The following is a 22,257-nucleotide window of genomic DNA, read 5'->3' on the forward strand; positions in this document are numbered from 1 at the left end:
CCGGCTTTCTGCATGATATTCAATTAATTAATAAATGGGTTTGACCATTTTTTATCTGTGTAAACATTTTTTCCGGTAAGGGTTTTCATAAAGGCAATAACCGCCTTTTTCTCTGCTGGTGTAGCATTTAAGCCTCTTAACCGAAGGTTGTTATCCAGTTTATTGTTTCTGGGATCTTGTGGAATATTATTATAATGATCTATTACCTGCTCCAATGTAGAAAACACGGCAGAATGCATCATAGGAGCATGAGGCTGCCCATTGGAATTGACAAGATCCCGCATTGAAGGAGAATTGGTAACCGTAAGATCTATATCAGTGCTCCCTATTTTATCAATGACGCCATTATTACCACTTAACGCACTCATTCCAAATTCCGGAGCCAGGTGACAGCTTGCACAGCCTAAACCACCTCCTGCGCGGGTTCCACGCACTGCAACAGGAAATTCCATGAACAGCTTTTTTCCAAGGTTTTCTTCTGCGGTGAAGTTAGGGAAATCAAGAAAATCTGATGCAATCATAGTTCTTCCTTCATCATATTTTGAATCAAAAGAGATGATACTGCTGACAAATTGGGCCAGCGCTTTCTGCATTTTTTCTTCAGTGATTTCCGGGCTGCCATATGCTCTTGTAAACAGTTCTTTATAATAATCCAACCCCTGAAGTTTTGTAATAAGATTATTAAACGACGGGGCTCCGTTCGTACCACTATAACCCATTTCCAAATGATCTTTGATAGGAATGGTAGTCTGGGTATCCAGAGAGGTTGCTCTTTTGTCCCAGAATAATCTGGCTTCCTCTGCAAATCTCACATTGATCAACCTCATGGAATGCCTGCCCGTTGTTCCGTTTACTCCCTGGCTGGCTATTTTATTATCTCCAAATGCCAATTCCTGTTTATGACAGCTGGAACACGAGACGGTATTGTTGCTGGACAGCTTCTTATCATAAAATAAAACCCTTCCCAAGGTAGCCCCTTCATTTGTAATACGATTAATGAACGGAATATTGTTCCTGAATATATACATTGGAATATTTTGATTGGCATAATTGGGTAAACTGTTGAAGTCTATATTATCCCCAAAATAAGCAGATAACGATGAGGCATTTCTGGACATTGATAAAGCTGATACTTGAGCATTAGGTTCAGAAATAGGTTCCATTGTCATACTATCGTTGGAACAAGAATACGTTAGGCTGAGCAAGGCGACTGCCGGTAAGAATAATAATTTTTTCATTTTTTGTTTTTTTTAAGTTAATAGATGGTTTTGATTCAATAGTTGTGTTACTATCTGAGTAAGTAATCCTGCGGTTTCTTCCGGATGCTGCATCGGGAAAAAATGATTGCCCTTTATTGGAAAGAATTCAGTGTTGCCTGAGGTATGAAGTTTCCAGTTTTCATAATAAGACAGGGTAGGATATAGCTCATCATCTTCACCCATGATGACGGCTATAGTATTGGATAAAGACATATCTGCCCAATTATCATTCTGGTACTTTTCCAATATTTCTACATCTTTTTCCATAATGTCCATTCTTTTTTTATAAATCTTTTGAAAAAGGGGAGCCTCTTTATTTTGTTCGTACTTGATAGGTAAAAGGTCAGATAATAATTTATTCTTAGCCTTTTCTGACAAGGTGTGAGGAGGTGACTGGTGGGTAGGCGCTTTCATTCCTGAAACCAATACCCCAACCATATTGAACTGATGTTTATTTAATTTGGACGAAACCAATAGGGCTAAAATAGCACCCATACTGTGGCCCCAGATGATAATTGGTCTTTGCAGAGGTCCCAGACTATCTTTTACATGGGCATAAAGATCATCCACGGCCTCATCCAGAGAGGAGAGTAGCGGTTCTTTATGTCGGAGACCTCTTCCCGGAAGTTCCAGGCACTTAATCTCCAGTCCTTCAATATTGATCAGGCTGGTTATATTTGAAAATGACATGGATGACCCACCTGCATAAGGAATACAGAATAAAATAGGAGTATTCATACTTAAGAAGAGATTTTACTTTTATCAACAGACATCACCGTGATTTTACCTTTTGCACAGACAGAGCCTTCTACGGATGCTTTAACGTTCACAGAACTGGCTGATCCCTTTTTCCAATCTATGCTGACCTCCAGTTCCAATAAATTTCCTGGAAGTACGGATTGTAAAAAGCTGATCTGAACACTTCCCAATACTCCCATTGAAGCCGGTTCAGAAGCCGGAATTCTACTGCCGGCTTGCCAGTCCAGACTATCCAGGACCATCATTAATGAAGATGCCTGAGCAAGAGCTTCGGTAATGAGGACCCCTGGCATGATGGGAAAATCAGGAAAATGCCCTGCAAAATAAGGTTCTCCCATAGAAACAGCTTTAACGGCTTTTAGCCTTTCCTCTTTTACATATTCGGTGACTTTATCTATGAGTAAAAAAGGGTATCGGTATTTTACTATTTGGGTGATTTGATAGGATTCTAAAATGGCTTTCATACTATATGCTGTTTTTTTCTATAATGGTGTAGATTACGGTCCCCGATGGATCTGCCGACAAGACAAGGATGTTTTTTTTGTCTGTTCTGTGAGCGTTTTGCCCATTAAATACTGAAATAGCATAGGCAATACCTAACATTCCACCGGCATTATCCAGATCTCCGAATTTATCCTCAGGATACAGTACTGTTACAGGAAGACTGTTTTCTTTAAATAAACTTTCGAATCTATTGATATGTATTGTAGAAGTTCCGCCGGAGATAATGATCGTATCAGTATCATTTAATTTTATAATGGGGAATAGCATTTCATATAAATAGGTTTCAAAAGGAATAGCATCTTGGGTATAGGTTTCAGAATGCAGCATTTTAATCCGGGCTAAAGGCTTTCTGTTATCTTTTTCTAAAGACTCCTGGCGCTCCAGAATCATAGAGATACCCAATTCCGGAGATTTCTCTCGCTGGTTTTTTTGTATTAGTTTCTGATAGGAATTCCGCACTTCCGTAGAAGCCGTTACTCCATAATCTATAATTCCCAGTTTCAGATGGAGGTAAGCAATATCTAATGCCTGGAGACTTCCTGCCATTCCTGCACATACACTGAAGTTGGGTCCTTTTATTCCGGTCTGTATAGCCATCTGGCTGGCTGCTGCATTAGCTATTGTACTGGGTGCCTTCATAGGGCTTACTCTGTCCGGTCCCTGATTTTTAGCTGTTAAATCGAAAATAAAACAGTCTTCAAGGTTAGACAGTTCCGTCCCGTCATAGAGCCCAATCCTTTCCGGATTGCTTTGTATGTACTTCCCTAAATCCCGGTTATGAATAGACTGAAATGCTGCATTACAGTAAATCAATGTGGCTTTATTCAGAAAACGCTGGCCTTTGGGTCTTAAAAATTTCTGAGGATCATGATCTTCAATGATAGAAGAAGATAGGGGCTGATCTCCCAAATTGTTAAGGTATTCATTTATTTCTGTTCCATACGGGCTGTTAAAGCCAATAGCAGAAATTACAATATCGGTTTTTGGATTAATTTGCATCATATTTACTGAATATTACACTACAGATGTTACCGCCAAAAGCAAAAGAATTACTTAGAATATGTTCTACATGATGCTCTATTTCCGCAGGTGGCTGTATCTGAAAGTTGATATTAAAAGATTCATCGATTTTTTCTGTATTTCTATTTTTTGGAATTTGCTGGTGATATAATGATAGAACTGCACTTACCGCTTCAAGAGCACTTGCTGCTCCCATACAATGTCCCAGCATAGACTTTATTCCGTTCACATATAAAGTATTTATTTCTTCCCCAAAAACATTACGCATTGCTTTTATCTCATGAGCATCATTGGCTTTTGTTCCGGTTCCATGAGCACTTATGTAGGTAATATTTTTTCTGTCAATATTACCTGAAACAAGAGCATTAGACATAGATAATGTAGCTCCTGAACCTTCAGGATCCGGTGCTGTAGGATCATAGGCGTCACAAGCCAGTCCATATCCTTTTATTTCTCCATAAATCCTTGCTCCTCTGGCCAGAGCATGCTCCAATTCTTCAAGAATTAAAACGGCAGCACCTTCTCCTACAATCATTCCTGTTCTATCCTGATCGAAAGGTTTGCAATCATTTTTTGACATTGCCCCTAATCTGTAAAATACAGTATAACATGATCTTGTAAATGGATCTGCTCCTCCTGCAATGATAAGGGGAGACCGGCCTTCCTGAATCATAGAATAAGCTGTTCCTATAGCATAATTCCCGGCTGCACAGGCCGTAGGGATAACCATATTGGTTCCACCCAGACGATAATATTTTGCAATACCGGCACTCAGTTCTACAGGTCTGAATCTATTCAGGGTTTCGGCTGCCTTAGGATCGAGTTCTTCATGCTCCATACCAAGATCCCATTCGTCTACGATACGTTCTACAATATCCTGATTGCCATTCGTTGTTCCCAGGATAATTCCATAGTTATTTTTCTGGCTCAACCTATTTTCCAGCCCTGCATCTTTTAATCCCATATCTACAGCAGCGGCAGCATAAGTAGCAGCCTTTCCATAAGGCCGGAAATGCTCAATGACGTCTACATTTTGATATTCTTTTTCAAGATGCACTTCTGCAGCTCTTGTTATTCCTTTATAATTTGAGGAATCCAGCTTGGTAAGATCACTGACTCCGGTATCTCCATTGAGTATTTTCTTCCAGAAATCATCTTTCTCACAAGCTAGCGGGCTTACAACTCCCATTCCTGTAATAACAACTCTTTTCATATTGGTTTTGTGTTTATTTTATAAGGTTAATCCACCATCAATGACGAATGTCTGGCCGGTCATATAATTGCTTTTTTCAGAACAGAGAAAAGTGACCAGGTCAGCAACTTCCTGAGGAATTCCCATTCTTTTCATGGGGATCATCTGGTCTATTTTTTTCTTATCCTGTTCATTCATTTGGGCAACCATTTCAGTATCTATAAATCCGGGAGCTACGGCATTCACCTGCATATTAAACCTGGCAAATTCTAAGGCAAGTGTTTTGGTAAGGGAGATAATGGCTGCTTTGGAAGCTCCATAATTGGCCTGACCTACAGCACCACGCACACCGGAAACAGATGAAATATTGATTATTTTTGAATTCTTCTTCCGGATAAATGATTTTATAACCGCCTTGGAAAGAAAATAAGTTCCATTTAAGTTGGTATTGATCACGTCTCTCCACATAGTATGGGTCATACTGAAAAATGGTGCATCTGCAGTAATTCCAGCATTATTGATGAGCCCATATAGAGGTCCTAATGAGGATTTTTCTATAGTTTCTATTAATGACTTTGACTGTTCCTCATCTTGGATATCCGCATGGTATAATGCTATCTTATCGGGAAATTCAACAGAAAGTTCCTGTAAGTATTTTTCTGCAGTTTCCCGGCCTTGGTTATAGGTGAACGATACAGAAGCTTCTGAAGAAAGTAATTGCCGGACAATAGCTTTCCCGATTCCCCGTCCACCACCGGTCACCAGGAAATGCCTGCCGTCTAAGTTAATGTGCATATCAAAAATTTAATGTTAATTATAAGTGTTAAAATAGTTTTTATGAAAGGATGATAATTAATCATAATTTTTATCCATTACATTGTCTATATCGCTTTCATCAGCGGATTTCTTTTTAAAAAACCCGATAGCATCTTCAACATCTTTTTCAAAACCATTCGCTTTCCATACTTCTTTATTCTCGTGGTTGCAGACCCCGATTTCTATGAAATACCTCATCATGGGAGCCATGATTCTTGAATTGATTTTTTTTCTGTTTTCAGCATTCAGAACAGTTGGGATAAGCTCTTTATAATTTTTAAATGCTTTATCTTTAAAACCAACTCTGGCGTATACCATTATACTGGATATGGACATGTCCAGCATACTTCTTAGCATGGGAGCTGTAATTTCCCGGGCTTCGTTTAAAAACTCAGGAACAACATCTATAAATTCCCGGATCATATTTTTTCCCCATTCTATATGTCTTGCTTCCTCTTTATGGTGTTCTACAGCTACTGCCCGGGAAAGCTTGGAAATTTCCTTGCTGTTACAGTCTTCCATGGCATTGTTTTCTGCCAGCCATTCTATTAAAATAGTGAGATAGATGGCTTTCAGCGGAAATTCAGACATGGAGGCATTATGGCTGTATATTTCCCGTAAGTTTAAAGGAACAGGAAACGGAGCAATATTGAAATAATTCATTGCTTTTCGGAATACCATGGCATGTACAATTTCTTCTTTACAGAAATGATGTATATATTGTACTACCTCCGGAAATCTTTTCAGAGAACCATGATTTACAATTTTCATATAATATTCCGAAACCAGGTTTTCAAATACAATAAATGTATACCACCAGGCTCCCGTTTCATAGACAGACAGAAGCCTTCTTTCTTCCTCTGATGCAAGATCATAATACGGAGTTCCATAGATAGAAATATTCTCTCTCTTTTTGAGCCATACCTGATCTGTGGGTTCATCCCAAGGATGGTCCAGAAGCAGGCTCATTTGCTTTTTCTCAGATGCTTTATTAAGCTTCTCCAGCAGATCTGAAAATTTTGGACTGAGTGTTTTTTTCTTTAGCGGATTCATAATTTTGTGTTTTTACTCAATAATTTACCTTGTGTAAAGCCAAAGCACATGGCGGTTTCATAACCCGGACCTCCTGCCCAGGTGCTGACTAATTTAATTTTGTCATTGGGGAAGTCACTAAGCAGGTTTAAATTGGTTCTGGGGAGCATTTTATAGGCAAAAGCAGAGCCTTTGGTAGCAAGAGTAAATTTGTAATTTGTTTTTGGTGTTGATGATTCTGTATAGATCAGTTTTCCTTCCAGTTTTGGAAATGTCTTAAGGGCTCTTTTTATAAACTTATCCTGAATTTTTTGTTTTCTGGCAGTATATTCTTCCTCTGAAAGATGAAACCATCGGTCTCCATGATCCAGCATGACAAGCTGGATGACATAGCCGCCGGCAGGATCAAACCTATGGTAATTACTTATGCTCAGGGTAAAAAGATCATAATATCTGTCATTTTCAAAGTCTTCTTTCGTAAAATCGTCTCCTGAATCTGAAACCAAAAGGTATTCGGGTGAAAATATGTCAACTTCTTCCGGAGGAACCGAGATCACAATGTATACACAAAAATGTCCCCAGCCCACCTCAAAATTATTGATAACACTTTGGAAGCGGTCTGTATATTCCTGTTTATTCAGCATTTTCAGCACATCTTCCGGAGGGCAGGTAGCAATTACATTTTTTGCCCGGATCATATTTTTCCGGGTTTTGACGAGCATATATTCATTATGGTCTTCCATTTCATAGACCGGGTTCTTTTTTAACAGAATCCCCCCGCGATTGACAAATTCTTTAAGCAATACATCGGAGAGATGCTGTCCTGTCCCTTTTACATAGGCCTGGCCTCCATAAAACATAGCATACAGACAGTGAAGAAAATAAAAAGCATTCACTTCATTGGAAATAGACCCCGAATAGATGGCAATAGGACTGAGAACTTCAATGATATCATTTCCTTTAAATATCGTTTCAAAATATTGACGTGCTGTTATTTTAGAGAGACCCCTGCTTTCTCTTAAAATATCTTTGTTGATGGTATACTCGTTCATCAGTCTTCTGAAAAACATATAATGTTGGTATCCATGGGTTTCTATGTCTTTAAAAAGCCTTTCTATTCCGGTGATTTCGTCCGGAAAGTATGTTGTAAGAGTCTCTTTAATTTCATTCGGTTCTGAAGGAATTCTGATAAAATTGCCTCTATACACTACGGTTCCGATTTCTTCATGCAGATGAAATTCTTCCAGCAGAGAATGAAGTTCCAGTCTTTTTAGAGTATTCCAAAGGTTGCCTACATGCTCTCTGAGCCCGCTTACTTTATGCTGGCTACAGTCAAAAATGAATTTTCTTTTGTTTCTGTAAAAATTGGTAGCATAGCCGCCTACTTTATGATGTGCCTCGCTAATGACGACAGAGCGTCCCTCTGTGGCAGCTGTTAAGCCGTATGTTAAACCACAGAGACCCGCTCCAATCACCAAATCATCGACATCAATATTGTCAATCATATTTTGTGTTGGTTTGTTACAATAAGTTGATTTTGATATATTATTTTATTCCCTACCTGTTCATATTTTAAACAAAATAGAAATAAAAAGTCAAGATTTTAGCTTGCTAATTCTTCTTCCAAAACTTTAACAATATCCTTTGGGGTAGTCATATTAGCCAAAAGCTCTTCATCAAGGCTGACCTGAAAATTTCTTTCCAGTTCTACCAACACTTCAAGCCCCATGAGGGAAGTCATTCCCATATCGTGTAGCAGATTGGTATCCGGCTGAATTTCCTTCGGATTACATTCCGTAATATCACCTAAAATCTCGTACACTTTTTCGAATAATTTTTCTTGATTTTCCATAATTTATATTTTAATTTATTATAATGAATGCTTTACTATAGCATAAAAGCAATTGATTAGTATAAGTTTTATACTAATGCCGATTGTACAATTATAAGTTGGCTGTATTTATCTTTCTATAATGATTCAAATACTTATAATATGATTATGGATGGGGGCGAGGCTGATGTATTCGTTTTATGAAAACAAACTATCCTCACACCTTGTCATATATGATTTTCTAATAAAAATAAAGGATAATTACAGACTAAACTTACTTTAAGTTGTTAGTGTCTGTTTATAAAAGAATATATTCCATCTGTTTGGGAACCAGATAGGGGGAACTGTTTTTTTTGTGTTTCATTATTTGTTGGTTTTGTTTGACAAATATACTATACTCAAAACAATTGACAAAGAAAATAAGTAACTTTATAGTGAAATAATAACCAAATAAATAAATATTTTTTTGTATCAATTTTTATTTAAGCTGTTTTTTTTAATTGTATTTATTTTTTTCCAAAATATTATAATTTTCAAGTATATTTTTCTTTATAATACAAAATGCCTAATGTTGAAAACAGCATGAATTATGCATGTTATGTTGAAAATTTTACTATAATAATATGCTTGTAGTTATTTGAAATCCGAATCTGTATAATTGCTTACCTCAATGAAGTTCTGATAACCTGAGTGTAGAATTCAACCGTTTTATCAATATCTGCAACGGTTAATACGAGATGGTCTATGTTTTTTATTTCTATAATTTCCTTTTTTAACATCCCTGATATTATTTACAGATAGATATTGTTTTTTAATTTTAAAATAATAGTTTTACATCAATTAATTAATCAAATGAACTGGATCTTGCCCTATCTTTTTTTTATCCTTACCCTTACCATATTTGCGGGAATTTCTTACCTGGTGATGCGTCTTTTTAAAAGATGGACTCAAAAAAGTAAATATGCCTTTTATTTAAATGCTTTGGTATTTATCAGTTCATTTCTTTTGATTCTTTTCACTGCCTTCATTATTTTCTTTATGAATCTTAATCTTAGCCGATAAAGGAGTTTTTTTTCTAAAAACTAAGCATGCGATGAATAAATTGATGAATAGGGCCAACCATACATTGATCCCATAAAAAAGCTCATAATCATGATATTCTTCATTATAAAAAAGGTTTTTAATGATTCTGAAAGTAAGGGCCGTTGTAGTAACGGCATAACTTAAAATCATATAGTTTTGATGGCTGATTATCTTTCCTTTTTTGATCGAAAGAATTGCTGCTATGGTAAAATAGGCCCAGAGAATATCCTGTATCAGAAATCCTGCAATTCCGATTAAACCTCCGTTAGAGAACAGTCCGAGGATAAAACAGGCTGGGACATTGATGATAAGGATATTATAAACATACATCTTGCCTATGATTGTATGGAGTTTTCTGTTCTCAGCCAGGAAACGGCTGGAAAACTGCGTTAAGCCAGCTAAAAGACAAAGCGTAACAGAAAAGACATGGATGTAAAAAAAAGCCAGCCAGTATGGGTTTCCGACTACCTGCTGCTTAAACATAAGAAAGCCCACGTCTTTTTCAAAACTCGTATACTGGGAAATTGTTTTCAGCATGAGAATACTGAAAATAAGTACTGAAAACAGAGCCAGGATTTTAAAAATGGTTATTCGTAAAGCCTTGTTCATTAATACTTAATCGTTGTGCAGGTTATCATTGAAAATAGGATGATTGGGAGTATCATTCTCAGTAATTATTTTTGTTATAAAATACTTTTAATCCGTAAGTGCTGGAGCAACATCATTGTTTTGGCATCATTGATTTCTCCTGAATCTACCATTTTGAGAGCTTTTTCAAAAGACAATTCCAATACTTCAATGTTTTCTCCCTCTTCTTCAAGACCGCCGCCATCAGCGATTTTCATTTCATCAGAATATTCAGCGATGAAGAAATAAAGAATTTCTGTTACAGAACCTGGCGACATATAAGCCTGAAATACTTTTTCAACTTTAGAAATTTTATATCCTGTTTCCTCTTCCGTTTCCCTTTTGATACAGTCTTCGGGGTTGTCATTATCCAAAAGGCCGGCACAGGCCTCAATAAGCATTCCTGTTGAATTCCCGTTAATATAGGTAGGCAAACGGAACTGTCTTGTCAGAATAACAGTATGGGAAGATGTATTGTAAAGCAGGATGACAGCCCCATTTCCTCTGTCGTAAGCTTCTCTGCTTTGGGTTTCTGTAGTTCCGTCCTTTTTTAGAATGGTATAAGTAACTTTGTTTAAAGTATACCAGTTATCTGACAGGATCTCTGTTTTTAGAATAGTAATATTAGGATTTTGCATTGGGTATTTCTTCTGTGTTATAATAAATTTTAAGGCCTTTTTCTTTAGCAATTCTCACATCTTTATCAGCTCCTTTTGAAGCTCCTTGTATCCGAAAAATGGCATCACATTTTTCTAAAATACGGTGAGCCGCCGGATATTGTATCTCCTGCCATGCCTCATCCCCAATCTGGGTAGAGCCCGCAAGACTGATTAATGGCAATGCGAGCCATTCTCCAATGATAGGGATATGTCCTTTTCTGAAAATAGGAAGTGCTGCAGCTTCAAGGTTATGGAGGTTTTGCTGAATCAGTTCCGGATCATCATTTGTCCCACTGCGATAGGGACCTGCAATAAGTATAAGCATATTTTTTTGCATAAAATAACGGAACTTACAAGGTAAAAAAAATAATGTAGATTAAGAGATGTTATTTTTCTGTTTATTTATTTTTATGGTACTTAAAAACTCTGGAGTAACGCCCAGATATGAAGCAATTTGTTTTTTGAGTAACCCGTTGGGCAGCCAGAGGATATTTTTGGAGAAAGCTGTCATATCGTTCTTCTGCTGAAAGAGAAAGGTTCTCAATAATGCGGAGCTGCTCTCTTATATAGGCATTTTGCATCATAATTCTAAAGAATCTTTCAAACTTCGGTATTTTAAGGTACAGCTCATCGAGGCTGTCTTTTTGTAACTGCAAAATAACACTGTCTTCCAGAGCTTCAATGTTCAGCATGGCGGGTTGTTGGTTGATGAAACAGAACATGTCGGTAATCCACCAATCAGAAACAGCAAACATAATGGTAGATTCTTTTCCTGCAGCATCCATATAGAATGCTCTAAGAACACCGGACTGAACAAAACTGATTTCTTTGCAGACTTGTTGCTGTTTTAAAATCAGTTCTTTTTTCTGAACCTTTTTCTCTTTTAATAAGGAAATAAAATAGGAAATTTCCTGTCCGCTAAGTGAAATATGTCTGGATATATTTTTTAGAATTAAAAGGTTTTCCATATAGAACTACTAAAGATTGTTATCGCTTATTTCACTTTAATAAGTCTTTCAGGGCTTCTTTAAGGTCCGGGAACTTAAACTGAAATCCTGCATCCTGAATTTTCTGTGAAGAAGCCCTTGATCCTTCCAATATAGCCGTAGCGAGTTCCCCAAAAAGAAGCTTTAAAACAAAAGCAGGAACATTAGGCATCAGTAAGGGTTTTTTGAGCACTTCAGCGATCTTTCCGGTCAGTTCACTATTGGTGGTATGCTGTGGGGAAACGGCATTATAAGCACCGTGAACAGAGGAGTGGCTTAAAGCAAACTCATACATTGAACAGATATCTTCAATATGAATCCACGGCATATATTGTTTTCCACTGCCCAAAGGAGATCCTATGCAATATTGAATAGGAGGAACCATTTTTTTTAATGCCCCATCTTTTTCAGAAAGTACAACAGCCGTGCGGATTTTAACTACTCTTTCTGCAAGGTTATGCTCTTCGAAATGATCGGCAGCTCTTTCCCATAAAACAACCACCTCACTTAAAAAATCATTTCCCGGCTGATCCTTTTCGGTATATATTTTTTCAGTCGTTTGAGTTCCATAGAAATTAATACCTGAAGCTGAAATAAAGGATTTAAGTTTGATCCCTTTCTTTTTTAAAGTATTCTGAAGCAATGCCGCAGAATCCACCCTACTGGAGATTAATTCCTTTTTTCTTTCATCAGTCCATCGCTTTTCTGAAATATTGGCACCCGCCAGATGAATGATATGGGAGACATTTTCCAAAGAAGACTCATCTATTGTCTTCTTTGTGACATCCCATTCATATTCATTACCGTGCTTCTTTTTTCGGGTAAGAAACCTTAGACTATATTCATTTTCTAATTTTTTTGCGAGTTCCCGGGCAATCATACCGCTGGCTCCTGTAATCAGAACAATTTCTTTCATATTTATATCGTTTGTTGGTGTAGGAAGATTATGCCTGATTTCTTACAATCAGTATAAAATCATCTTCCAAAAGCCTGTATCCGTAATCATAAATAAATTTGTATTCAGATCCGTTTTTATAGACTTTCATATTGGTGAAATAATCGAAGTCAAAACCTAAGCCATCCAGTTTAGATCTTGCTACTTTAGTTTTGCCATCAGTATTTATTTCTACAAGGATACGATAATTCTTGCGGAGCTTGTTGTTTACATTCCGCATCAGATTGGTAGAATCTTTATTCTGTTTATTATTATAGGCGTTCCGGCAGGCATCATTACAGAACTTTTTGTCAGACCTTCCGATGATCTTTTCGCCACATTCCAGGCAGTTCATACTATTTATTTTGTGTGTTTGGTATGTCTTTTCTTTAACAATCTTATAAATCTGCTGTGGGAAGGATAGCTTCTGTTGCGGGTTATATTATTGAAGAATAATGCCACAATCAGCAGGATAATACATCCTGTTAAAACAGGAGAGATAACGTACCAGTACCCTAATTCAGGTATTTTCCCGGTGGAACTTACAGCAATAAGGGCTGTCGCGCCGCCTGGTGGGTGCAGAGTTTTGGTATACTGCATAATGACAATGGAAAAAGCTACGGCCAATGGAGCAGAGAGCCAGATGATATCCGGAACAAGTTTATACACTGTAACACCTACAAGAGCTGATAAAACATGTCCGCCTATCAGATTTCTGGGTTGAGCCAAAGGACTCTGAATAGCTCCATAAATAAGAACACTGGAGGCTCCAAAAGAACCTATAAGGAATATATTTTCTGTCTCAGCTAAAGAATGGGACTGGATGAATGCAATAAGCCCAATCCCAAAAAAGGCACCCAAAAATGACCAGAAATGCTCTTTGTAATCAACCAGCGTTTCTTTATAGATCACATACTTTGAGACTCTAAACGTTCTTTTTATGGTCTTCTTCATTTAGTCTTCTTTATTTTTTATAATTTGAATTAATTTTTCTACAAAAACCTGGGTATAAAACCCATCTTTATCATAATCGGGATCTAAAATGGTGATCTCTATTCCAAAACAATCAGGATGATGAATCAGTGGAATCAGCATTTCCTGCAGATCATCATAGCTTATTCCATCTTCCATTCTGCTGTCTACTGCCGGCATGATTTCATCTTTTAAAACATCCACATCGAAATGGATAAAGAAACCATCCAGCTTTTTTTCAGCTGTCATTTTCAAAAAGTCCTCAGCAGTTTTTCTGAATCCGTTTTTCCTGAGATTTTCAAGGTCATAATAATGAATGTTGGAATTGATGATCTGGCTGACATATTCCTCGTCATCTGTTTCTGCATTACCGTTACAAAAGATGTTTTCTTCAAGGAAGTAGGGCTTAAGACCATCAATATTGGTCAGTTTTTCATGCCCAATCCCAGAAACTATCGCAAGATCCATTCCTGCAACACCTCCGGTTTCTGATAATTGTGGCGTGATAAAATCGGTATGACCATCAAGATAAAAAAGTCCGAAGTTTCCCAGTTTTTTTAATGCAACTGCGGTTCCGATCAGAATACTGCAATCTCCACCAAGAATGATATTGAGTATGCTTTTATCATAATTTTTCAGCATAAGGTCAGCATGCTTTTTAGCATATTCAATAATAGCATCTGCATTTTTAACCCCTGAGTCTTCATCGAAATCCATGGCATATTCTGGAGCTTCCAGTCTGAAAATATGTTGAGGGCCAATTCTTTTATGAAAATCAAATTTTCTGAGCCAATCCGGAAGTTTTCTGACTCCGGGCTCAGTCTCATGATCCTTTTTTGTAAGTCCTAAATTAAGAGGAAACTCAAAAATATTGATATCCCTTTTCATAATGAATTTTGACAAAGGTACGGAATTATCCGTTTGTAAATGGATAGTATTGAGAAAGCTAATTGTTTTCTTTAAGGAAGCTGATTTAAGCTTTTTCTGATTGTAACCCTGAACTGCCAGTACTTCATATTAAATTTTAATGAAAATGACTAAATTCACGTATTATTGAATTATATATAATCATAAAGTAATATGTTAAATTAAATCAAAAGAAAATCACCATGAAAAAACAATTTATTAAACCAGAATTTACTGAGAAGATGTTTGAAATGTTAGGAGGGATGTGGATTACCGGCTGTATAAAGACGGCCGCAGAACTGAATATTGCAGACCATCTGGAAGCTGGTCCTCAAACAATCTCTTCATTAGCAAAAGAAACAAATTCACAGGAAAAACAGCTGTACCGGATTATGAGAGCTTTGAGCAGTGTTGGGATTTTTGAAGAGCTGGAAAATAAAACCTTTCGATTAAATGATTTTGGAGCCACTCTGCTAACAGGAGTTCCCGGGACTGTAAAAGATTTTGTGCTGGCTAATTTAAGAGAACATTTTCCAGGTTTTATGGAACTTACTTATTGTGTCCAAACCGGAAAGATTCCTTTTGAACATGTTCATGGAATGAATCTCTGGGAGTATTATAGAGAATATCCGGAATTAGGCGCCAATTTTGGCAGAGGAATGACAGGACTTTCCAATATGGAGCTTTCAGGAATTATCAAGACCTATGATTTTAGTCCATACAAAAAGATTGTAGATATAGGAGGAGGAAACGGGATAATGATGTATGCAATCTTAAATGCCGCTCCCGGGAGTTCCTGGATTATTTTTGATGAAGAACATGTAATCGAAAATACCACTCAGCTCATTCCCGAAAACCTAAAAACAAAGTGTTCTGTAGCTACAGGAAGCTTCTTTGATCAAGTTCCGGCAGGGGCTGACCTCTATACCATGAAATGGATTATCCACGATTGGAACGATGATGAATGTATACAGATTTTAAAAATATGTTACGAAGCTATGCCTAAAGGAGCAAAACTATTAATTATAGATGCGGTCATTCCCGATGATTCTCAAAATAAACCACATCCGGCTAAACTCCTTGATATTGTGATGATGGCTTGTATTACCGGTCGGGAAAGAACATTGAGTGAATTTAAAGAACTGATTGAAAAAGCAGGATTGCAATGTAATCAGCTTATTTCAATCGGAACAGAAGCCAAAAGCATTATCGAATGCGAAAAGATATAACTTATCCGACAGCAAACGACTACAAGTGAATTTAAATAGTTTATAACCGACTGGCTTGTGGTGACATCGCAATCTTTGCAATAGAGATTTGAGAAAGCAGTGAACGTCTCTTATCTAATTTATTAATCTTTAAAATATAAAAGTTATGTCACTAAGAAACAAAGTAACACTTATTGGTTACACAGGTAAAGAAGTTGAAATGGTAAACTTCGACAATGGAAACGTAAAAGCCAGCGTATCTTTAGCTACCAGCGATCATTACACCAATGCCAAAGGTGAGAAAGTAGAAGAAACACAATGGCACAATCTGATTGCATTTGGGAAAGTAGCCGAAATTATGGAAAAATATGTTCCCAAAGGAAAAGAAATAGCTATTGAAGGAAAATTGATGTACAGATCATATGACGATAAAGACGGCGTAAAAAGGTACATTACAGAGATTCGTGTAGATGAGATCCTTTTGTTAGGAGGTAAATAATTCTAAAAATGCAAATGATGAAAGTAAAAGTTTTTAAAATAAGACTTCCTGAAGAATTTCTCTACAAAGATCAGAAAATGCTTGATGATTTTCTGGAAGTGAATGAAATTATAAAAGTGGAAACGGCTTTTGTAAATGATGAATGTTATTGGTCTGTTATATTGTATTTTGAAGCCTTAAAATTGGTGAAAAATACGGTGAAAGAACCAAAAGTGGTGAAATACTCTGCCGAAAACGATTTTTTGAATACTGACGAAGAACAAATTCTGAATGCTCTGAAACTTTGGAGATCTGAGAAAGCCAGAGAACAGAATCTGCCTACTTACTTTATAGCGAGTAACAAAGAATTAATTTCTGTAGCCAAGTATAAACCGGCTAAAAAAGAGGAACTGCTCGAGATTAAAGGATTCGGGAAACATAAGATCGAAAATTATGGCGAAGAAATACTGGAAATCCTTGAGAGTGTCTGATTTTTCAGCATAAATGGTCAAATAACAACAAAAGCCGGGGAAGGTTACTTCTTTGGCTTTTTTATGCTGTGTAAAGTCCTGGTAATTCCTTATTTTTGCAACTATCAAAATGACATACTAGAAATGAAGCCAAGTTTAGCAAAAGGAACAAGAGATTTTACAGCACAGGAAGTGTCCAGAAGAAAATATATCATCAGTATTTTACAGAATAATTTTGAATTATTCGGATTTCAGCCATTGGAAACTCCAAGTTTTGAAAATCTTTCTACCTTAACGGGAAAGTACGGAGAAGAAGGTGATCGGTTGATCTTTAAAATTTTAAACTCAAGCATCAATGAAGCAAAAGAAGATAAAAAAGAGCTGATGCTTCATGATTTTCAAAAAGCATTGGATAAACCCTTTAATTCGGAATATCTTACTGATAAAGCCCTTCGTTATGACCTTACCGTACCTTTTGCAAGATTTGTAGCCATGAATCATGGGAAACTGACATTCCCGTTCAAACGTTCTCAAATCCAGCCGGTTTGGAGAGCAGACAGACCTCAGAAAGGAAGATTCAGAGAATTTTACCAGTGTGATGCCGATGTAGTAGGAAGTGAAAGTTTATTGCAGGAAGTGGAACTGGTTCAGCTGTATTTAAAATCATTCGCTGATCTTGGAGTTTCTGTAACTATTCACATGAACAATAGAAAGATTCTTTCGGGATTAGCTGAATATGCTGGGATTACAGATAAACTGATTGATTTTACGGTAGCTTTAGATAAGCTTGATAAAATTGGAAAAGAAGGGGTGGTTACAGAATTGCTGGAAAGAGAAATTTCTCAGGCTTCTATTGATAAACTGGACTTCCTGTTTAGTCAGTCTGATGATGCGCTGGAAAACCTTCTTCAGCTTAAGGAGAAATTTGCAGGCAGTGAAATAGGACTGAAAGGGGTGGAAGAGTTGGAATATGTTCTTACCCAATCTCTGAACCTTGGTGTTAATATGCAGAACCTTGTGTTTAATATTACATTGGCAAGAGGATTAGACTATTACACCGGAGCTATCTTCGAAGTGAAAGCGGATGAAGTGGCTATGGGATCTATCGGTGGAGGAGGTAGATATGACAACCTTACAGAAGTTTTCGGAGTTAAAAATATTCCGGGAATAGGGATTTCATTTGGGTTGGACAGAATCTATCTGGTCATGGAAGAACTGAACCTTTTCCCTGAAGAAGCTTCTTCTAAAATAGAATATTTATTTGCCAATTTTGGTGGTGAAGAAGTAACAGAAGCTCTAAAACTAATTATACAGCTAAGAGCAAAAGGAATTTCAGCGGAGCTGTATCCTGAAAATGCAAAACTCAACAAACAGTTTACTTATGCTGAAAAGAAAGGTATTAAAAACCTTGTTTTCCTTGGAGAAGAAGAGATTAAAAATAATACTGTTACTTTCAAAAACCTTGAAGCTGGGGAACAGAAAACGGTTTCTTTAGAAGAGTTTTTAGGATAATAATATTAGACATATATTAAAAACAAATCAACCACAAAAATTGCTTTTGTGGTTGATTTATTTGATGGATGCTAAGATTTAAATACTTTTGACCTTTAATATCGGTTCAGAATTTGTAATTTGGAGTCGATGTTATAAAAACAGGGTGAAATGATACCCCTGTATTCATAAAAAACTTTTTAAACCTAAAAACCAAATGAATACTATTTGCGCATTGTGCGGTACGCCGCTTACGGAAACAGATATGTCTGCAGGTAAAAATAAACTGGCAGACGGTGGTTATTTGTGTGCAGGATGCTTTACTAAAGCCATTAATATCAATAGAGACCTTATTAATACTCTTGATCAGTTTTATTTTGCGGAAATTACAGGAATGTTTCTGAAAAGTAAAATTGAGGGCAGCCAGAATCCGGGAGGATCCCAATATACAGGAAGCAGCCATTACAAATATGATGCCCCTACCAGATTGGATCAAATCAAAGATCAGATAGTGGCTCTTAATGCAAGGCTAAGTGTTTTGGCCAATGAAGAAGTCAATGCATTGGATACTGTGCTGGATCAGAATGAAAATCTTCTGGCAATTGCAGAATGTATATACCTCCAAAATAAACGCGAAGGAATTGTTTTTGCAACACCAAGAAGAGTTGTTTTTATTGATAAAAAGATTTTGGGTGGAGTAGTCAGGAATGAGTTTCCTCTTCATGAGATTGTTTCTATTGAACATACTGAAAATCTTCTGTATTCTATTCTGAAAATAAATATTAAAGGGGCTTCTGCAGAATTTAAATTACACAACAAAAGTGACGGAAGGGCATTTTCAGATGTTCAAAGCAGAAGTATGGCTTATACTGAAAATAAATTCAGACAGGATTCAGCGTCATTACAGGCATTTACTCAAACTATTCCAAATCTGGTACATTCTGCCGATAAGGGAGATTCCGGAGCTATTCTTGAACAGCTGGAAAAATTGGGTAAGCTCAGAGAAAGGGGAATTTTGACAGATGAAGAGTTTGCAGAACAAAAGAAAAAACTGCTTGATAAATTATAAAAGAAAAAGAAATGAGCAATAATTGTGCATTGTGTAATACAGAATTAACATCCATGGATACACTTTTGGGGGCTAATAAACTCTCGGATGGCAATGTTTTATGCAATAAATGTTTAAATAACGCAAGCAATATCAATGACGAATTGCTTTACAAGCTTAATGCATTCAGCATTGATGATATTAATGAAATGCTGGATACCGGGAAAAAAGAAAAGGCTCAGGTATTGGCAGTTACAGAACAGAACCATCCTGCAGCTATAGATTCCGGGTCCCGTCAAATCTCAAAAGAGGTTTATAAACGTAGACATCAGAAAATAAAGCATGAGCTGGAAATGCTGAATGCTAACCTCTCTATGTTTACCAAAGGAGAAATCAAAGAACTTCCTTACTTGATTTCTGAAGATGAAAAAATAATCGCGATTACAGATGCTCAGTTTGTTAATACATTGGCAGCCGGGATATTGGTAGCAACACCCATGAGATTGATTTCTGTATCAAAAGCCATGTTCGGAGCAGCAAAAATCAATGAGTATCCTAACGAAACTATCAACGCTGTAAGTTTTGTAACAGATCCAAGATCGCCAATTATTAAATTACATCTTGATGAGAGAGTGGTAGAGTTTGAATGTTTTATGGATAAAGATGATGCAGAGAAATTCTACGACAAGATAAAAGCTATTTATAATAATCCTAAGGAACAGTCTCTGAAACAAATTGATACTGTAAAAGGTGTTTCAGTTTCATCAGAAGAAGTTCTTAATCAGCTTGAAAAATTAGGAAAACTGAGAGAAAACGGAATCTTAACCGATGCAGAATTTGCAGAACAGAAAAAGAAACTGCTGGAGCAATTAAAATAAAACTTTTAACATTGAATCATGAAGGATAAAGTATCAGTAGAAATAGTGGAAAGCTGGCTTAAAGGATGGTGTTTATCAAGAGAAGTATCTTTTCCTGTACCCTATAAATCAGGATTCAAAGTGATTGTAGGTGATGAAAAACAAAAAGAACGTTTTGTATTTCCTAAACTTAATGATGATTTTTTCCAACTTGCCCATTCAATTGATGAGCCCTGGATTTACCTGAAAGTATCCAGTTCTCCTGATGAATTTATAGAGAAAATCCCTGAAAGATGGAAACTACAGCCACAGGGATATATGATGACCTGTTTTCACCCTATGAATTTCCCGGAAATTAGCCTTGCTAAAGGATACTACTTAGTAGTTTTCTGAGTACAATACGACTTTTGTTGTCAGCATTGTAGCAGAAAATGGCGAGCAGGCTTCTATAGGCCGTGTCTCTCTTATAGATGATATTGCGGTTTATGACAGGATTATTACCGAAAAAAATCACCAAAGGAAAGGACTCGCTACTTTTTTACTGAAAGAACTTGAAAAGATAGCTTTATCAAAAGGATTTTCAAATAATCTTTTAGTGGCTACAGAAGAAGGAAAACTCTTGTATGAAACCTTAGGCTGGAAGATGTACTGCCTGCACACTTCCGTTGTGATCCCCGCAGAAGACTAATATTTTTACTGAATTAAATTTTTTATGACTAAGAAATAGTAATTTAGATCCATAAACTAATAATATGAGTGAAAAATCAAGACTTGACGAAATAAGGGATGAGCTTAAAAAGCTGGATATCAGCCCTACGATATTTGCCCGAAAAGAAATTCATGAACTGCCGGAAATCCTTTTGGCAGATGAAAAAATTGTCTATCTTGTTGAAGGCAGAAACAAATTAAACAATCATCATATTATTTTAGTAGCCACAGACAGAAGATTGATTTTTGTGGATAAGGAATTCATGTACGGATTGAAAGTAGAAGATTTTTCTTATAGCAAAATAAGTTCCATACAATATGAAACAGCATTCTTACTGGCTTCCATAGATATTCAGATTACAGATGATATCGTAGAGATTGATGGAGTAGGAAAGTACCATGCTGAGCTGTTTTGTGAAAAAATAAGAGAGTTCATGTCTCGTCCTGAAGAAACTTTTCAGAACAAATCTGAACCTGGTGTTTTAGACCAACTCGAACAATTAGGAAGATTAAAAGAATCCGGAGTCTTAAGCGAAGAAGAATTTCTGGAGCAAAAGAAAAAATTGCTTGAAAAATAGCGAACCGGGCTTACTACTTAAAGAAAAACAATCATGGAAAATTACTTAGAAATCAATAAAAACTCATGGAATGCCAAAGTAGATCCGCATTTGAAGTCGGATTTTTACTTTGTAGATGAGTTTTTAAATGGCAGAAGTTCACTCAATTCAATAGAACTGGAGCTTCTGGGAGATATACAAGGAAAGAGTATTTTGCACTTACAGTGTCATTTTGGACAGGATTCTATTTCGCTTTCAAGAATGGGGGCAAAAGTGACAGGAATTGATTTGTCGGATAAAGCAATTGAAGCAGCAATCAATTTGGCTCAGCAATGTGAAACCGATACGGAATTTATCTGCTCAGATGTTTATAATTTACCGGATGTTTTGGATAGGCAATTTGATATCGTTTATACAAGTTATGGGACTATAGGATGGCTTCCTGATCTGGAAAAATGGGCCGGGGTAGTCAGTCATTTTCTAAAGCCGGGCGGTCGGTTTATTATGGCTGAGTTTCATCCAGTAGTTTGGATGTTTGATGATGACTTTACAAAAGTAGCCTACAATTATTTCAATGAAAAACCAATTGTAGAAACCTATGAAGGCACCTATGCAGATCAGTCGGCACCTATTGTACAGGAATATGTCATGTGGAATCATTCCTTGGCAGAAGTTCTGGATAATTTGATTAAAAAAGATATAGAACTGAAAATATTTCAGGAATTTGACTGGTCACCATATCCATGTTTCAGGCATGTAGAAGAATTTGAAAAAGGAAAATGGAGAATTCCCCAGTTCGGAAACAAAATACCATTGGTGTATGCATTTACCGGAAATAAAAAATAAGCGGTTTAGCTTGT

Annotated in this window: 28 protein-coding genes; 10 read left to right on the plus strand and 18 right to left on the minus strand. The window is 36.6% G+C overall.

Features of this window, described 5'->3' with window-relative positions:
• Positions 1–23: 23 nt before the first annotated feature.
• The 18 genes from LQV47_RS06710 to LQV47_RS06790 all read right to left on the minus strand — a co-directional run bounded on the left by LQV47_RS06710 (position 24) and on the right by LQV47_RS06790 (position 14,562).
• Positions 24–1,238: a cytochrome c peroxidase gene (locus LQV47_RS06710; protein ID WP_230035163.1), complete on the minus strand. Its 1,215-nt coding sequence runs from the start codon at positions 1,236–1,238 to the stop codon at positions 24–26.
• A gap of 12 nt (positions 1,239–1,250) precedes the next feature.
• A complete protein-coding gene (locus LQV47_RS06715) occupies positions 1,251–1,997 on the minus strand; it encodes an alpha/beta fold hydrolase (RefSeq protein ID WP_230035165.1) in 747 nt (248 codons plus the stop codon).
• A gap of 2 nt (positions 1,998–1,999) precedes the next feature.
• Positions 2,000–2,482 carry a 3-hydroxyacyl-ACP dehydratase FabZ gene (fabZ, locus tag LQV47_RS06720; RefSeq protein ID WP_230035167.1) on the minus strand — a complete coding sequence of 161 codons (483 nt, stop codon included), beginning with the start codon at positions 2,480–2,482 and terminating at the stop codon, positions 2,000–2,002.
• A gap of 1 nt (position 2,483) precedes the next feature.
• Positions 2,484–3,524 (minus strand): beta-ketoacyl synthase N-terminal-like domain-containing protein, encoded by a 1,041-nt coding sequence (locus LQV47_RS06725; RefSeq protein ID WP_230035169.1) that lies wholly within the window; start codon positions 3,522–3,524, stop codon positions 2,484–2,486.
• The gene (locus tag LQV47_RS06730) at positions 3,511–4,755 is read right to left on the minus strand and encodes a beta-ketoacyl-[acyl-carrier-protein] synthase family protein (RefSeq protein WP_230035171.1); all 1,245 of its coding nucleotides are present in this window, start codon (positions 4,753–4,755) and stop codon (positions 3,511–3,513) included. Before LQV47_RS06730 ends, LQV47_RS06725 begins: the two co-directional genes overlap by 14 nt.
• An 18-nt stretch (positions 4,756–4,773) precedes the next feature.
• On the minus strand, positions 4,774–5,529 hold the full coding sequence (gene fabG / locus LQV47_RS06735) for a 3-oxoacyl-ACP reductase FabG (protein WP_230035173.1): 756 nt from the start codon (positions 5,527–5,529) through the stop codon (positions 4,774–4,776).
• A gap of 57 nt (positions 5,530–5,586) precedes the next feature.
• Positions 5,587–6,603, minus strand: a complete 1,017-nt coding sequence (locus LQV47_RS06740; RefSeq protein WP_230035175.1) for a diiron oxygenase — start codon at positions 6,601–6,603, stop codon at positions 5,587–5,589.
• Positions 6,600–8,087: an FAD-dependent oxidoreductase gene (locus LQV47_RS06745; protein ID WP_230035177.1), complete on the minus strand. Its 1,488-nt coding sequence runs from the start codon at positions 8,085–8,087 to the stop codon at positions 6,600–6,602. Before LQV47_RS06745 ends, LQV47_RS06740 begins: the two co-directional genes overlap by 4 nt.
• A gap of 98 nt (positions 8,088–8,185) precedes the next feature.
• On the minus strand, positions 8,186–8,434 hold the full coding sequence (locus LQV47_RS06750; RefSeq protein WP_230035179.1) for an acyl carrier protein: 249 nt from the start codon (positions 8,432–8,434) through the stop codon (positions 8,186–8,188).
• 641 nt (positions 8,435–9,075) lie between these two features.
• The gene (locus LQV47_RS22540; RefSeq protein WP_354960446.1) at positions 9,076–9,192 is read right to left on the minus strand and encodes a VOC family protein; all 117 of its coding nucleotides are present in this window, start codon (positions 9,190–9,192) and stop codon (positions 9,076–9,078) included.
• Positions 9,193–9,409: 217 nt separating this feature from the next.
• On the minus strand, positions 9,410–10,105 hold the full coding sequence (locus tag LQV47_RS06755; protein WP_230035181.1) for a DUF2306 domain-containing protein: 696 nt from the start codon (positions 10,103–10,105) through the stop codon (positions 9,410–9,412).
• 74 nt (positions 10,106–10,179) lie between these two features.
• On the minus strand, positions 10,180–10,761 hold the full coding sequence (nudK, locus tag LQV47_RS06760) for a GDP-mannose pyrophosphatase NudK (RefSeq protein ID WP_230035183.1): 582 nt from the start codon (positions 10,759–10,761) through the stop codon (positions 10,180–10,182).
• The gene (locus tag LQV47_RS06765) at positions 10,748–11,107 is read right to left on the minus strand and encodes a DUF4406 domain-containing protein (protein ID WP_230035185.1); all 360 of its coding nucleotides are present in this window, start codon (positions 11,105–11,107) and stop codon (positions 10,748–10,750) included. The genes nudK and LQV47_RS06765 overlap by 14 nt, the downstream gene beginning before the upstream one ends.
• Before the next feature lie 73 nt (positions 11,108–11,180).
• Positions 11,181–11,750, minus strand: a complete 570-nt coding sequence (locus LQV47_RS06770; protein WP_230035187.1) for a Crp/Fnr family transcriptional regulator — start codon at positions 11,748–11,750, stop codon at positions 11,181–11,183.
• 31 nt (positions 11,751–11,781) lie between these two features.
• Positions 11,782–12,684, minus strand: coding sequence for a TIGR01777 family oxidoreductase (locus LQV47_RS06775; RefSeq protein ID WP_230035189.1), 903 nt, complete (start codon positions 12,682–12,684; stop codon positions 11,782–11,784).
• A 28-nt stretch (positions 12,685–12,712) separates the two neighbouring features.
• Complete coding sequence (locus LQV47_RS06780) at positions 12,713–13,057, minus strand: hypothetical protein (RefSeq protein ID WP_230035190.1); 345 nt, start codon at positions 13,055–13,057, stop codon at positions 12,713–12,715.
• Between the two features lie 5 nt (positions 13,058–13,062).
• Positions 13,063–13,656 (minus strand): HPP family protein, encoded by a 594-nt coding sequence (locus LQV47_RS06785; RefSeq protein ID WP_230035192.1) that lies wholly within the window; start codon positions 13,654–13,656, stop codon positions 13,063–13,065.
• The gene (locus LQV47_RS06790; protein WP_230035194.1) at positions 13,657–14,562 is read right to left on the minus strand and encodes an arginase family protein; all 906 of its coding nucleotides are present in this window, start codon (positions 14,560–14,562) and stop codon (positions 13,657–13,659) included. It abuts the gene before it with no gap.
• A gap of 221 nt (positions 14,563–14,783) precedes the next feature.
• On the opposite strand from LQV47_RS06790, the gene LQV47_RS06795 reads away from it, so the two are divergent.
• From LQV47_RS06795 to LQV47_RS06840, 10 genes are all read left to right on the plus strand, one after another.
• On the plus strand, positions 14,784–15,809 hold the full coding sequence (locus LQV47_RS06795; RefSeq protein ID WP_230035196.1) for a methyltransferase: 1,026 nt from the start codon (positions 14,784–14,786) through the stop codon (positions 15,807–15,809).
• Positions 15,810–15,954: 145 nt separating this feature from the next.
• On the plus strand, positions 15,955–16,287 hold the full coding sequence (gene ssb / locus LQV47_RS06800) for a single-stranded DNA-binding protein (protein ID WP_047491066.1): 333 nt from the start codon (positions 15,955–15,957) through the stop codon (positions 16,285–16,287).
• Between the two features lie 14 nt (positions 16,288–16,301).
• On the plus strand, positions 16,302–16,757 hold the full coding sequence (locus LQV47_RS06805) for an HRDC domain-containing protein (protein WP_230035206.1): 456 nt from the start codon (positions 16,302–16,304) through the stop codon (positions 16,755–16,757).
• A gap of 123 nt (positions 16,758–16,880) precedes the next feature.
• Positions 16,881–18,248: a histidine--tRNA ligase gene (gene hisS / locus LQV47_RS06810; protein ID WP_230035207.1), complete on the plus strand. Its 1,368-nt coding sequence runs from the start codon at positions 16,881–16,883 to the stop codon at positions 18,246–18,248.
• Positions 18,249–18,444: 196 nt separating this feature from the next.
• Complete coding sequence (locus LQV47_RS06815) at positions 18,445–19,296, plus strand: PH domain-containing protein (RefSeq protein WP_230035208.1); 852 nt, start codon at positions 18,445–18,447, stop codon at positions 19,294–19,296.
• A gap of 11 nt (positions 19,297–19,307) precedes the next feature.
• Positions 19,308–20,153: a PH domain-containing protein gene (locus tag LQV47_RS06820; protein WP_230035209.1), complete on the plus strand. Its 846-nt coding sequence runs from the start codon at positions 19,308–19,310 to the stop codon at positions 20,151–20,153.
• Between the two features lie 18 nt (positions 20,154–20,171).
• Positions 20,172–20,525, plus strand: a complete 354-nt coding sequence (locus LQV47_RS06825; RefSeq protein WP_230035210.1) for a hypothetical protein — start codon at positions 20,172–20,174, stop codon at positions 20,523–20,525.
• A gap of 55 nt (positions 20,526–20,580) precedes the next feature.
• Positions 20,581–20,820 (plus strand): GNAT family N-acetyltransferase, encoded by a 240-nt coding sequence (locus LQV47_RS06830; protein WP_290368640.1) that lies wholly within the window; start codon positions 20,581–20,583, stop codon positions 20,818–20,820.
• 64 nt (positions 20,821–20,884) lie between these two features.
• Positions 20,885–21,418, plus strand: coding sequence for a PH domain-containing protein (locus LQV47_RS06835; protein WP_230035211.1), 534 nt, complete (start codon positions 20,885–20,887; stop codon positions 21,416–21,418).
• Positions 21,419–21,451: 33 nt separating this feature from the next.
• Positions 21,452–22,243: a class I SAM-dependent methyltransferase gene (locus tag LQV47_RS06840; protein ID WP_230035212.1), complete on the plus strand. Its 792-nt coding sequence runs from the start codon at positions 21,452–21,454 to the stop codon at positions 22,241–22,243.
• The last annotated feature ends 14 nt before the right edge of the window (positions 22,244–22,257 follow it).

This window comes from Chryseobacterium sp. Bi04 (assembly GCF_918698085.1).
GTDB lineage: Bacteria > Bacteroidota > Bacteroidia > Flavobacteriales > Weeksellaceae > Chryseobacterium.